The 14,706-nt window shown below is 77.0% G+C and carries 3 protein-coding genes; all 3 read left to right on the forward strand.

The window, feature by feature from the left end; genetic code table 11:
• The first annotated feature begins 342 nt into the window (after positions 1-342).
• The 3 genes from AC3IX6_RS36915 to AC3IX6_RS36925 all read left to right on the forward strand — a co-directional run bounded on the left by AC3IX6_RS36915 (position 343) and on the right by AC3IX6_RS36925 (position 14,705).
• The gene (locus AC3IX6_RS36915) at positions 343-9,393 is read left to right on the forward strand and encodes an SDR family NAD(P)-dependent oxidoreductase (protein ID WP_489367660.1); all 9,051 of its coding nucleotides are present in this window, start codon (positions 343-345) and stop codon (positions 9,391-9,393) included.
• A gap of 151 nt (positions 9,394-9,544) precedes the next feature.
• A complete protein-coding gene (locus AC3IX6_RS36920) occupies positions 9,545-14,359 on the forward strand; it encodes a beta-ketoacyl synthase N-terminal-like domain-containing protein (protein WP_489367661.1) in 4,815 nt (1,604 codons plus the stop codon).
• Positions 14,349-14,705, forward strand: a complete 357-nt coding sequence (locus AC3IX6_RS36925) for an acyl carrier protein (protein ID WP_489367662.1) — start codon at positions 14,349-14,351, stop codon at positions 14,703-14,705. The genes AC3IX6_RS36920 and AC3IX6_RS36925 overlap by 11 nt, the downstream gene beginning before the upstream one ends.
• Position 14,706 lies beyond the last annotated feature (1 nt).

Genomic DNA, 14,706 nt, shown 5'->3' on the forward strand with positions numbered 1-14,706 from the left:
GGTCCCAACACCGCAGGTCATGGCCTCGGGGGCGGTGCCCCGAGGGTGCGGTCGGGGGGCGGTCCGGGTGGGCTGGGGTGGTCCGGCGTGCGAAGTGAACGGCTCCGGATGACCGTTGACAGTGCAGGGCCGTCACCGCACGATGCATCCCGGCAACAGGGAATTTGACCACCGCTCAACCCTGTCCCCGCCGGATCGTCCGGCCGTTCCGCGCGTCGCCCGCCTCGGATCCGCAGCGGGAGGGCGTCTCGTCCGCCGTCCTTCCCGCACAGCCTCCTGCGCTTTCCCCCGTCTTCCCTCCCGCACTGCGCCATGTCACACAGCACTGGAAGAGGAGCGTCCGTGTCCCCCCAGCCCGAGCCGTCCCCCCAGCCCCCGCGTGCCCTCCCGCCCCGGCAGTCCCCGCCGGCTCCCCGTGCGGCGCGGCCTTCCCGGACCCCGCGGCCTCCGCGATCCGCACAGGCCGCCCGGTCCGCGGCGACCGAGCGGCCCGGGGAGGAGCCCGCGCCGCCGGGGGAGAGGGGCGGGCCCTCGGGTTCCGAGCGGCCCGAGCGGTCGCCTTCCGCCAGGCAGTCCGGGCGGCAGTCCGCCCGGCAGTCCGGGCGGCTCCGCGCCGGCGACCGCGACCTGGTCGTCGCGGTCAGCCCGTTCGGGGAGCCCAACCCCCGGATCGTCACCGCCGCCGAGCGCGCCGGCGCCCTGGGCCTGCTCGACCTCGGCCGGGACGCCGGGTCCGCGCGGCGCGCCATGGCCGAGATCGCCCGCCGCCTCGGAGCCGGCCGCTACGGGGTACGGGTGCCCGCGGACTGCCCGGTCAGGCCCGGGGAGCTGCCGGCCGACGTGGACACCGTGCTGCTCGCCGACCCCGCGCACCACACCCCGGACGGGGTGGCCGGCTGGGCGGCCGCCGCCGGACGGCCCCGGGTGTGGGCCGAGATCACCGATCCGGTCGAGGCCGCGGCCGCGGTGGCCGCCGGGGTGGAGGCGCTCGTGGCCAAGGGGCACGAGGCGGGCGGCCGGGTGGGCGGCACCACCACCTTCGTGCTCCTCCAACAACTCCTCGCGGACGCCGCGTTCGGGCTGCCCGTCCGGGCGTACGGCGGCATCGGGCCGCACACCGCGGCCGCGGCCGTCGCGGGCGGAGCCGCCGGGGTGCTGGTCGACGTACAACTGGCCCTCACGCCCGAGGGGGAGGCCGGGCTGCCCGCCGAAGTGGCCGCGGCCGTACGGGCCATGGACGGATCCGAGACCAGACTGCTGCGGGGCCACCGGGTGTACGCACGCCCCGACCTGACCCCGCCCGAGGGCCCGGTCGACACCCTGCTCGGTGCCCGCGACCTGCGCACGCAGCTGCTCCCCGTCGGACAGGACGGGGCCTCGGCGGCCCGGCTGGCCGCCCGCTACCGGACGACGGGAGGCATCCTCCAGGGCATCCGGTCGGCCGTCGCGGATCACCTGGCGGCCGTCGTACGGGCCCGGCCGCTGGGGGGCGGCCACGGCCCGGGGCGACCGCTCCCGGTGGCGCAGGGGCCCATGACCCGGGTCAGCGACCAGGCGGCCTTCGCCGAAGCGGTGGCCGCCTGGGGCGGGGTCCCCTATCTGGCGCTCGCGGTCATGGAGGGGCAGCACGTGCGCAGGCTCCTCGCCGAGACCGCCGAACGGCTCGGCGAGCGGCCCTGGGGTGTGGGCCTGCTCGGCTTCGCCCCGGCCGCACTGCGGGCCGAGCAGCTCGAGGCCGTCGCCGAGGTGCGCCCGCCGTACGCGATCATCGCGGGCGGCACCCCCGGTCAGGCGGCGCCCCTGGAGGCCGCCGGGACCCGGACCCATCTGCACGTGCCCTCGCCGGGCCTGCTGGAGCGGTATCTCGCCGACGGGGCCCGGCGGTTCGTGTTCGAGGGGCTGGAATGCGGGGGCCACGTCGGGCCGCGCGCCTCCTTCCCGCTGTGGGAGGAACAGATCGAGCTGCTGCTCGCCTGCCCCGAACCGGCCGCACTGGACGTGCTGTTCGCCGGCGGAATCCACGACGCCCGGTCCGCCGCGATGGCCGCCGCCGCGGCGGCCCCGCTGGCCGAACGGGGTGCGCGCATCGGGGTGCTCATGGGCACCGCCTACCTGTTCACCGAGGAAGCGGTGGCCGCGGGCGCGGTCCTTCCCCGCTTCCAGCGGGCGGCGCTGGAGTGCGCGGACACCGTCCTGCTGCACACCGCGCCCGGACACGCCACCCGCTGCGCGGTCACCCCCTACGTGGACACCTTCGAGTCCACCCGGCAGCGGCTCGCGGACGGCGGCGCCGAGCCGCGCGAGGTGTGGGAGGAGCTGGAGCGGCTCAATCTGGGAAGGCTCCGGATCGCCAGCAAGGGCCTGCGCCGCGGGGCCGAGGGCGACGGGCTGGAACCCGTGGACGAGGAACAGCAGGGCTCCGAGGGGCTGTTCATGCTCGGGCAGGCCGCCACCCTGCGCGGCGGGACCACCACGGTCGCCGCCCTGCACGCCGAAGTCACCGAGGGCGCCACCGAGGTGCTCGACCGGCGGGCCCGGGAGCTCGCCGGTGCGGAACCCGAGGGAGATCGGGCGACCGAGACGACCGGCGCCCGGAGCGCCGTGCGCCCCGATCCGCTGGACGTCGCCGTCGTCGGCATGGCCTGCGCCTACCCCGGCGCACCGGACCTCGCCGCCTACTGGGCACGGATCCTGGACGGGAGCGATGCCGTGACCGAGGTCCCGGCCGAACGCTGGGACCCCGAGCTCCACTTCGACCCGGACCCCGCACGTGCCGGGGAACGCACCCCGTCCCGCTGGGGCGGCTTCCTCGGCCCGATGCCCTTCGACGCCCTCGCGCACGGCATCCCGCCGGCCTCGCTGGCCGGGATCGAGCCGGTGCAACTGCTCGCCCTGGAGATCTCGGACCGGGCCCTGGCGGACGCCGGGTACGGCAAGGACCGGGAGTTCGACCGGTCCCGGACCTCGGTCGTGTTCGGCGCGGAGGCCGGCACCGAGCTGGCGGGCGCGTACGGGCTGCGCGCCCTGTACCCCGGATACCTGGGCGAGCTCCCTCCCGAACTGGACCAGCAGCTCCCGCGGCTCACCGAGGACTCCTTCCCCGGCGTACTCGCCAACGTCATCGCGGGCCGGGTCGCCAACCGGCTGGACCTCGGCGGCGCGAACTGCACCGTCGACGCCGCATGCGCCTCCTCACTGGCCGCACTCGACCTCGCCTGTCGCCAACTGCAAGACAAGGACAGCGACATGGTGCTGTGCGGCGGAGCCGACGTGCACAACGGCATCAACGACTACCTGCTGTTCTCCTCCGTCCGCGCACTGTCCCCCGCGGGCCGCTGCCGGCCCTTCGACGCGGCCGCCGACGGGATCGCCCTCGGTGAGGGAGTGGGCGCGCTCGTGCTGAAGCGGCTCGCGGACGCCGAACGGGACGGCGACCGGGTGTACGCCGTGATCAAGGCGGTCGGCGCCGCCAGCGACGGACGCTCCCTCGGCCTGACCGCACCCCGGCCGGAGGGGCAGCGCAGGGCCCTGGACCGGGCCTACGCGCGGGCCGGCATCAGCCCCGGCGAGGTCGGCCTGATCGAGGCGCACGGCACCGGCACCGTGGTCGGCGACACCACCGAACTGGCGGTACTGACCGCCCTGTTCACCGAATCGGGCGCCGCTCCCGGAGCCTGCGCGCTGGGATCGGTGAAATCGCAGATCGGGCACACCAAGTGCGCGGCCGGGCTGGCCGGACTGATCAAGGCGGTCCGGGCGGTCCACTCGGGCGTACGCCCGCCGACCCTGCACCTCGACGCGCCGGTCCCGGCCTGGAACGCGGAGAGCAGCCCCTTCTCCTTCGACGCCGGGGCCCGGCCGTGGGCGGAGCCCGCCGAGCGGCGGATCGCCGGAGTGAGCGCCTTCGGCTTCGGCGGTACCAACTACCACGCGGTGCTCACCGGTTACGCGGGGGCCGAGGAGCCCCGGCACGGACTGGAGGAATGGCCGGCCGAACTGTTCTGCTTCCGCGGCGAGGACCGGCGCGCCGCGGGCCGGGCGATGGCCCGGCTGGCGGCCCGGCTGGAGCAGAACGACGCGGCCGGGCGCCCGTGGGCCCTGCGGGACCTCGCGGCCGAGGCGGCGGCCGGAACCGGCGCCGTACGGGTCGCGGTCGTGGCCGCCGACCTGGACGAGCTGGCGGTCCGGCTGGAGCGGGCGCGGGCCTTCGCCCCGGGCGCGGGGGTCCACGTACGGGAGGATGCGGCGGAGCCCGGGCAGGTGGCCTTCCTCTTCCCCGGTCAGGGCAGTCAACGCCCCGGAATGTTCCTTGAGTTGTTCACCGCCTTCCCCCGGCTGCGGGAACTCCTCGACGAGGCTCCGAGCGCGGTGGTCTCCGCGATGTTCCCCCCGGCGGCCTTCACCGCGCAGGGGCGTACCGCCCAGCGGGCCGCGGTCACCGACACCCGGGTGGCCCAGCCGGCCCTCGGGCTGGCGGGCTCGGCGGCGCACCTGCTGCTCGGGGAACTGGGCGTACGCCCGGACTGCGTCGCCGGGCACTCGTACGGAGAGCTCACCGCACTGTGGGCGGCGGGCGTGTGGGACCAGGAGAGCCTGCTGCGGCTGAGCGCGCGCCGGGCCGAAGCCATCGTCGCGGCCGCCGGGACGGATCCGGGGGCGATGGCGGCGGTGACGGCCGCGCCGGAAGAGGTGCGGGAGATCGCCGCGCGGGCCGGGTGTGTGATCGCGAACCACAACGCACCGCGCCAGTGCGTGATTTCCGGTCCGGCCGCCGCCGTGGCCGCCGCGGTGGCCGCCCTGCGGGACGCGGGACTGACGGCGTCCCCGCTCCCCGTCGCCTGCGCCTTCCACAGCGAGGTCGTGGCGAGGGCGGCCGCCGCCCTGGCCCAGGAACTCGCCGCGACGGAACTGGCCGACGCCGCCGTCCCGGTCTGGTCCAACACGACGGCCGGCCCGTACCCGGCGGCCGCCGACGCGGTACGGGACCTGGTGGCCCGTCAGGTCGCCGAGCCGGTCCGGTTCGTGGAGCAGGTGGAGCACATGTACGCGGCCGGAGTACGGACCTTCGTGGAGGCCGGGCCGGGCCGCGTCCTCTCCGGACTCGTCGGCCGCATCCTGCACGACCGGCCGCACACGGTGGTCCCGCTGGACGTGCCGGGCGAGCACGGCCTGCTCCGGCTGGTCACGGCGCTGGCGGAACTGGCCGCGGCGGGCGTGCCGGTGGAGCCGGAAGCCCTGTTCCGGGGCCGTACCTCCCGGCTCCCCGAGCGCGCTCCGCGCCGCCCGGGCTGGCTGGTCGACGGCCACCTGGTCCGCACTCGGGACGGCAAACCCGTCCCCGGCGGCCTCCGCCCGGCCCGCCGGGTCCACGTCGCGGTATCCGAAGAAGAGGGAGCCCACCAGATGACACAGCCGACGAACGGCACCGAACCGGCGCAGGGCGTTGCCGGTCTGGGGGCCGGCGGGAACGGGATGCCCGCCTTGCCGGGGGGCCGCGGGAACGGCGGGCCCGGTCACCTGTCGGCTCCCGCCGGGGGCGCGAACGGCGGGCACTGGCTGCCGGCCGGGGGCCCCGGCGAAGGTGGCCCGTTCGGGAGCTCCGCCCGGGACGGGGCGCCGGCGGCCGGACCCGAGAGCGCTCGCTTCGCCGGCAACGGGCACGGCGCCGCCCCGGGCGCGGGTGGCCACTGGCTGCCGGACGGCGGGCCCGGGGTGGGCGGCCCGGGTGGGGGCTTCGAGTCGGTCGGGGGCCCGCCCGCAGGGCGCGTGGAAGGGCGCGTCGCGGAGCCGGGGGCCGGCGGTCCCGTTGGGGGTGCCCCCTGGTTGCCGGGTGGGGGATCCGGTGCGTACGCGGGGTCTGGTGCGGGTCCGGGACCGGTGGGGGGTCCGGGGGCCGCAGGGCTTGCGGGCGGCGGGTTCCCGGAGCCGGGGACCGGCGGTCCTGCGGGGGGAGGGCACTGGTTGCCGGGTGGGGGTCCTGGTGTGGTGGGGGGCCCGGGCGGCGGGCCCGCGGACGCGCTCAACGGCCGGGCCGGGCTTCCGGCGGCCGAGGGGGCTGTTCCGGCCCTCCCCGGGAGCGGTGGGCCGGCGGCCGGTTCGGTCGGGCGGGGTGGGGACGGCCGACAGCTCCGGACCGCGAACGGCGTTCCCGGCGCAGGTCTGGAGCCGCTGTCGGGCCCGCCCGCCTGGGCGGGCGCCCGCTCCGGCCACCTGGCCGGGCACGCCGTACCTGCGCCTGCGCCTGCGCCTGCGCCGGCTCCTGCACCTGCTCCGGCCGACCGCCGCGAGGAGGCGGTCCTGGAGTACCTCCGCGGCTCGCGCGAACTGGTGCAGGCGCAGCGGGACGTGATGATCGGCTACCTGGCCTCGACGGCGACGGCACCGCCCTGGACCGGCCCCGATCCGGCCCTGCCGGGGTACCGCCCTGTCAGTGGCCCGGCCCTCGCGATCCAGCCCCCCAGCGCCGGTGCCCCCCATGGCCACGAGGGCCCGCAGGGCGCGTGGGCGGCCTCGGGCGGGGGCTTCCGACAGGGGCTCGCGGGCCCGCAGGGTCCGGGTGGGGCCCCGGGGACGTTCCAGAGCGCGGCTCAGGCCGGCCCCTGGGCCGAGGCCCGGCCGGACGGCCACGATGCCGCCTGGTACGGGGCTCCGGGCGAGGCCCCGATGGGTGCGGATCCCGGTGTCGGCGTCGGGGCGGCCGGGCCGTGGCCCGGGGCCCCTGGTTCCGGACCGTCCGGCGGCGTGCAGGCGGGCCCCGGGGTGTTCCCGGGCGCGGCTTCGGCGGGCCACTGGGCTGCTCCCGGAGCGGACGGCCGAGGCGTGCAGGGGGGAGCGGACGGGGCCGGGGGTACGGCCCACGGCGCGCCTCCGGCGGGCGCCGTACGCGGCTTCGGGGATGCCGGCCCATGGCCGACGGCCGCCGACGGCACGGCTTCCGGGGCCGGACTGCCCGGCGGTCCAGGGGTGTTCGCGAACGCGGCGGCTCCCTCCGCATGGGCCGATGCCGGGCCTCACGGCGCAGGCCCGGCCGGAGGCGCCGACGCCTCCTGGTCCGCCGCCCACGGCGGGGGCACGCCCCCGGGCCCTGGAGAACCCGGACCGTGGCCGGCCCCCGCCGGGGGTGTTGACGCCGGGATCCCGGGTCCGGGCATGCCCGGCGGCATGGCCCCGGGCAGCGGGATGCCGGGTGGTGCGTTCCCGGGCTCCGGGTTCCCCGGTGGTGACACGGCCGCGGGAATGCCCGGCGGCATGGCTCCGGGCAGCGGGATGCCTGAGGGCGCGTTCGTGGGATCCGGGTTCCCGGGCGGCGCGGCGGCGGGTTCGGGGCTCGCCGGTGGCGGGGCCGTAGATGCCGGGATGCCCGGCGGTGTGGCCCCGGGCGGCGGGACGCCTGGTGGTGGGGTCGTGGGTGCCGGGATCCCCGGTGGGGTCTCGGGGTCGGGGATGCCCGGTGGCGCGGCTCCGGGTGGTGGGTTCCCGGGCTCCGGGATGTCCGGTGGTGCTGCCCAGGGGGTTGGGCCCGGCGGCGACGCGGTTCCGGGGGCTGGTCTGCCCGGGGGTGAGGGGCGTGGGGATGTCGGCGGCAGCGGGGACGCGGGACGTGAGCGGGTGCGGTCGGCCGAGGAAGTGATGGACGTGATCGTGGAGATCGTCCACACCCGGACCGGGTACCCGCGGGACATGCTCGCTCCCGAGCTGGACCTGGAGGCGGACCTGTCCATCGACTCCATCAAGCGGGTCGAGATCATCGGCGCCCTGGCCGACCGGATCGGCCTGCCCCAGGACCCGGGCGGCTCCGCCGAGTCCGCGATCGAGGAGCTGTCCCGGATCAAGACCCTGCGCGGCATCGTGGACTGGGTCTCCGGCCACACCGCCCGCCCCGAGGCCCCGGCCGCCGAAGCGGCGGCCACGGCAACGGCCCCGCCCACGCTCGACCGCCTCCGGGTGGAGCCGCAGGCGCTGCCGCCCGCGCCCGGGGACCCGGAGGTCCTGCGGGGTCTGCGGATCGGGGTCGTCGGGGACCCCGGAGACGGCCAGGGCATCGGGCTCGCGGTCACCGGCGCCCTCCGGGCCCAGGGGGCGGACGTACGGCAACTGGCCGAAGCCGAGGGCGGGTTCGACGCCGTCCTCGACCTGTCCGCCCTGCGGCCGGGAACGGCGCCCGTCCTGCCCGAGGCCTTTCCCGGGCTGCAACGGGCCCTGACCGGCGGCGTGCACCGGCTGCTCCTGGTCACCGCCCGGGGCGAATCCGCCGGAGCGGGCGTGCACGGCTTCGCCCGCAGCGCCTCCCTCGAATACCCCGGCAGGCTGATCCGCGCCGTGGAAGTCCACTCCAAGGAGGACCCCGAGCGGATCGCGGCGCAGCTCCTCGCCGAGCTGAGCTGCGCACCGGCGGAGCCGGCCGAAGGTTCGGCCGACGCCACCCGGTCCGTGGAGGCGCCCGCCTCCGTCGTCTACACCGCCGACGGCCTGCGGGTCACCCCCCGGCCGGTCCCCGCACCGCTCGTCCCGGGCGACGGGACGCCGCCCCTCGACGCGGGCTCGGTGGTCCTGCTCACCGGCGGCGCCCGCGGGATCACCGCCCGGGCCGCCCTGGCGCTGGCCCGGGCCACCGGATGCCACGTAGAGCTCATGGGTCGTACGCCGCAACCAGCCGCAGAGGCGGATGAGTTCGGGCACGCCGCCGACCGGGTCGCCCTGCGCGCCGCGCTGATCGCCACCGGCCTGCGCACCCCCGCGGAGATCGAGGCCGCGGCCTCGCGGATCCTCGCGGAGCGAGAGGTGCGGGCCACCCTGGCCGCACTCACGACGGTGGCCGCCTCCGTCGGCTACCACTGCGCGGACGTCACGGACGAGCAGGCGGTACGCGCCGTCGTGGCCTCCGTGCGGGCCCGCCACGGCCGGCTGGACGGGATCGTGCACGGAGCCGGGACCCTGAGCGACGGACTGCTCCGGGACAAGCAACCAGCCGCCTTCGCCGAGGTGTTCACCACGAAGGTGACCGGCGCGCGCCACCTCGCCGCCGCGGCGGCCGAACACGGCGAGGGGCCCGCGCCCCGCTTCCTCGCCCTCTTCGGCAGCGTGGCCGGCGTGTACGGAAACCGGGGGCAGACCGACTACGCCGCCGCCAACGACGCCCTCGACGGTCTCGCGCACCTTTGGGCGGAGGACTTCCCAGGCCGGGTGCTGTCCGTCGACTGGGGTCCCTGGGCCGCGGAGGCGGGCGGGATGGTCAGCCCCGAACTGGCGCGCGCGTACACCCGCCGCGGCATCCCGCTCATCGACCCGGATGCGGGCGGCGCGGCGTTCCTCGCCGAACTCGCGCACGGGACCGACGTACAGGTGCTCCTGATGGCGGCCGAGGGGCACGGGGGCGGTGAGCGGCGTGGCTGACCGCCCCCGACAGGGCCAGAGCCGGGCGCAGGACCAGAGCCGACGCCAGGGTCAAGTCCAGGACCAGGCGCAGGACCAGGCTCAGAGCCGGAGCGCCGGCCGGCGACGGCATCACCGCGGCCCGCGTCCCACCGATGCGGCGATCGTCGGGATGGGTGCCGTGTTCCCGGGCGCCGCCGACCTCGCCGCGTACCGCCGCAACCTCCTGGCCGGCACGGACTGCATAGGCGACGTCCCGCCGGGGCGATGGGACCCCGCGGTGTACTACGACCCGGACGGCGCCACCGGACCGGTCTCCGGCGACCGGTTCTACTGCCGGCGCGGGGGCTTCGTGGACGGGCTCGCCGCCTTCGACCCGACCCGGTTCGGCATCATGCCGGCCACCGTGGAAGGAGCCGAACCGGACCAGATGCTCGCCCTGCACGCCACGGCCGAGGCCATCGCCGACGCGGGAGGCGAGAGCCGCCTCCCGGCCGACCGCTCACGGATCGGGATCGTGCTGGGGCGCGGTGGGTTCATGGGTGTGGCCACCGCTCGGCTCGACCAACGCGTGCGCACCGCGCACCAGTTGGCGCAGACCCTGCGGGAGCTCGCGCCCGAACTCGGTGAGCGGCGGATCGCCGCGGTGCGCTCCGCCTTCCAGGAGGCCCTGGGTCCCGAACGGCCCGACGCGTCGATCGGACTCGTACCGAGCTTCACGGCCGCCCGGACCGCCAACCGGCTCGACTTCCACGGACCGGCCTACACCCTGGACGCGGCCTGCGCCTCCTCCCTGCTGGCGGTGGACCAGGCGGTGGGGCTGCTGGCCGGCGGGCGCTGCGACGTGGTGGTGGCCGGGGCCGTGCACCACTGCCACATCGCCACCTTGTGGAGCGTGTTCACGCAGCTGCGCGCCCTGAGCCCCAGCGAGCGGATCCGGCCCTTCGACCGGCGTGCCGACGGAACCCTGCTGTCCGAGGGCACCGGAGTGGTGCTGCTCAAGCGGCTGGCCGACGCGGAGCGCGACGGCGACCGGATCTACGCGGTGATCCGCGGCACCGGCGTGGCCGGGGACGGCAAGGCGGCGAGCCTGATGAGCCCGCTCGTCGCGGGCCAGGTACGGGCCCTGGAACGGGCCTGGCGGGAGGCCGGTCTCGACCCGCGGGCGCCCGGCGCGCTGGGACTGCTGGAGGCGCACGGGACTGGCACTCCGGTGGGGGACGCGGCCGAACTGGACACCCTGGCCCAGGTGTTCGGGCCTCGCGTGAGCGGCGGGGCCGGGGCTGCCGACCTGGGCACCGGCCTGGACGCCGGGAACGCGATCGGCTTCGGCTCGGTGAAGTCCATGCTCGGCCACACCATGCAGGCCTCCGGCATGGCCGGGCTGATCAAGGCCGCGCTCGCGGTCTACGAGGGGGTGCTGCCGCCGACCCTGCACCTGGAGGAGCCGCACCCCGCCCTGGCCCGGACCCGGATGCGGCCGGTGACGGCGGCCCTACCGTGGGAACGCGGCCCGGCGCCGCGCCGCGCCGGGGTGAACGCCTTCGGTTTCGGCGGCATCAACGCCCACGTGGTGCTGGAGGAGGCTCCCGGCGCCGCACGAGGGTCCGTACCCGTGCGAGGGGCCGCACCCACACGAGGGTCCGCACCCGCCGCACGAGGGACCACCCCGCCACGACCGTCCGCACCCGCGGGCCGGACGGCCCCCGAGCGACCGGCCGCCCCCGTACGCCGGTTCCTGCCCCTGGGTGACCAGGCCCCGCCGGTCGGGGCGCCCGCGCGGGAGGAGGTGCTGCTACTAGCGGCCTCCGACGCGGCGGAGCTGGCGGACCGGCTGGCGGACTGCCAGACGTCCGGCTCACCAGCGTCCGGCTCACCAGCGTCCGGCTCCCCGGCATTCGGCGGGGACGGGCCCTGCCGGCTCGCGATCGTCGGCCCCACGCCCCAGCGGCTCGCGCTGGCCGCGAAGGTGGTGGCGCGCGGCCGGGCGTGGCGGGGCCGCGGGGAGGTGTGGTTCACGCCCGAGCCGATGGGCGGCCGGCTGGCCTTCCTGTTCCCGGGTCTGGAGCCGGAGTTCGCCCCGGCGCTGGACGACGTCGCGGACCGGCTCGGGCTGGAACGGCCCCGGCTGACCAGGGGCGACGAGCTCACGGAGCGGGCCCTGGACGCCATCGCGACGGGCCGCTTCCTCGCCCGGGCGCTGCCCGAGATCGGCATCAGGGCCGAGGTGCTGGCGGGCCACAGCCTGGGGGAGTGGGCGGCCATGGTGGCCGCCGGGATGTACCGACAGGACGCGGCCGACACCTTCCTGGACTCCCTGCGGCCGGGGTCGGTGAAGGTGCCGGACCTGGTCTACGCGGCGCTGGGATGCGGGACCCGCCGGGCGGAGGCCGCGCTGCACGGACTGGACGGAGTGGTGGTCAGCCACGACAACTGCCCCCACCAGTCGGTGATCTGTGGCGGCCCGGCCGAAGTGGCCACGGTCCTCGAACGGTTGAAGGCCGAGGGCGTCCTCGGACAGGAACTCCCCTTCCGCTCCGGCTTCCACACCCCCATGTGGGAGCCGTACCTCGGACAGGTCCGCGCCGCCTTCGCCCGACTGCCGCTCCAGCCCGGCACCTTGCCCCTCTGGTCGGCGACCACCTGCGCGCCGTTCCCCCCGGAGCCCGGGGCGGTGCGCGAGCTCGTGGTCCGCCATCTCCTGGAACCGGTCCGGTTCCGCGAGCTGACGCTCCGGCTGTACGAGGACGCGGGCGTCCGCGGCTTCGTCACGCTGGGCCCGGGCAGCCTCCCGGGCTTCATCGAGGACACCCTGCGCGACCGCCCCCACCTCTCGGTGGCGGCCTCCTCGCCCCGGCTCACCGGGCTCGCCGCCCTGCGCCGCACCTGCGCCGCCCTGTGGACCGAAGGGCACGCCCCGCGCTGGGACCGGCTGGCCCCCGACGAGCCGGTAGGCCCCCACCGGACAGCCGCCGGACCACCGGCGGCGCCCGCGACCGCGCCCGCGGCCGGACGCAGCGTGCTCCTGGACCTCGGCTCGCCACTGGTCCGCCTCGGCGAAGCCGCACGCACCACCCTCGCCGGCCTCCTGCCCCAGGCCACCACCCCGGCGGCCACTTCCACCACCCCGGCGGCCCTCGCTGCCTCAACCCCGGCCGTCCGAGCCGCCCCGACCCCGGCGGCCCTCGCTGCCTCAACCCCGGCCGTCCGAGCCACCCCGACCCCGGCGGCTCCCGCGACCCCGAACTCCTCCGCCCCGCCCACCTCTTCCCCAACCACCCCGGTGGCCGAAGGACTCCGGCCGGTCCTGCTCTCCGCCCTGGACGCGGCCCCCGCCGGAGGGGAGGCCGAGCCGCACACCGAGGCCCGCCCCCGCCCCGGCGCCGGCGCCCAAGCCGGGAGCCACACCCTGCGCCTCTCCCTCGCCACGCTGCCCTACGTACGCGACCACTGCGTCTACCTGCAGCCCGAGGGCTGGACGGAGGACTCCGACCGGTTCCCCGTCGTCCCCATGACGACCATGCTGGAGCTGGCGGCCGAGGCCGCGCTGCGGGACGCACCGCCCGGTCTGGCCGTCGTCGGCTACGAGCGGGTACGGGCCCTGCGCTGGCTCCCCGTGGAGCCGGCCCTCGACGTGGAGGTCACCGTACGGCCCGCCGGACCGGGCCGCGTGCGCGTCACCCTCGGGGCGTACGCCGACGTGTTCGTCCTGCTCGGCGAGCGCTACGAGCCCCTGCCCGGCCCCGACACCACCCCGCTGCGCGATCCCGGGCCGGCCCCCGTCAGCGCCGAGGCCCTCTACCGGGACCGGTGGATGTTCCACGGCCCCCGCTTCGCCGGGGTGCACGAGGTGCGGGCCGTCGCCTCGGACGGCATCCGCGGCGTGCTGCGGGCGCTGCCCGACCCCGGGGCGCTGCTCGATGCCGCCGGGCAGCTCTTCGGGCACTGGATGCAGCTGAGGCTCCCCGTGGACCGGCTGGTGTTCCCGGCCACCGTGGACGCCATCCGCTTCTCGGGGCCGCCGCCCGCCCCGTACGAGCTCGTCGGGGCCACGGCCCGGATCCGCGAGGTCCGCGATGTCACCGTGCGCGGCGACATCGAGCTGCTGCGGGCCGACGGCCGGGTCTGGGCCCGGATCGACGGCTGGACGTACCGCCGCTTCGGCGCCGACGAGCGGGTCTGGCCGATGAAGTTCACCCCGGAGGTCTGCGGCATCGGCGAACCCCGCCCCGAGGGCTGGTGCCTGGCCCGGCGCCGCTGGACCGATCCCGCATCGCAGGAGCTGGTCATGCGCCGCTACCTCGGCGCCGCCGAGCGCGCGGCCTACGAGCGGCTGGCGCCGCGCGCCCGGGCGCCCTGGCTGCTGGGCCGGATCGCCGCCAAGGACGCGGTGCGCCACCTGCTCTGGGACGGCGGAGCCGGGCCGGTCTTCCCGGCCGAGGTGCCGATCGGCAACGACCCGGCCGGGCGGCCCTTCGCCGGGGGCGCCCTGGCCGGGGGAGTCCGTCTGACGATCGCCCACAAGGACCGGATCGCCGTCGCCCTCGCCCACCCCGGCCTGCCGGTCGGGATCGACGTGGAACAGGTGACCACCGATCCGGACGCGCTCATCCGCATCGCCCTGGCGCCGGGCGAACTCGGCCTCGCCGAGCGGCTGGCGGCCCGGGAGGGAACCGGACTGCCGGCCGCGCTCACCGCCCTCTGGTGCGCCAAGGAGGCGGCGGCCAAGGCCGCCGGAACCGGACTCGGCGGCCGCCCGCGCGACTGGCGCACCAGCGGCGACCCGGACTCCGGCGAACTGCGCGTGCTCTCCCCGGACGGGCACCCGTACCCGGTCCGCACCACCCTGCTCACGGACACGTCACCCGGCCACCCCGGCCACCCCGGCAACACCGACCCCCCGGGCCACGTCGTCGCCTGGACCGACCGGGCCGCGACCCCGTCCCCCGTCCCCTTCCACCTCACGGAGACCAGTCATGGCAGCTGACATCCTCGCCGAGATCACCGGCATGCTCGTGGAGATCGTCGGTGACGAGCACCTCCTCGCGGACGAGGTCACGATGAAGACGACGTTCAACGAGGACCTCGCCCTGGAAAGCATCGAGTTCGTCGCCCTCGCCGAACTCCTCCACCACCGCTACGGCGCCCGCGTCGACCTGATGGGCTTCCTGTCCGAGAAGGACATGGACGGCATCCTCGCCATGTCGGTGGGCGAACTCGTCACGCACATCGGCCGGATCACCCACACGTCCCTCGCCCACACGTCCCTCGCCCACGCCTCCCTCACCCGCGCCTCGGCGGGAACCGCCGCCGTCACCGGATCGGACGGCTGAG

Source organism: Streptomyces sp. GL_141 (assembly GCF_057834385.1).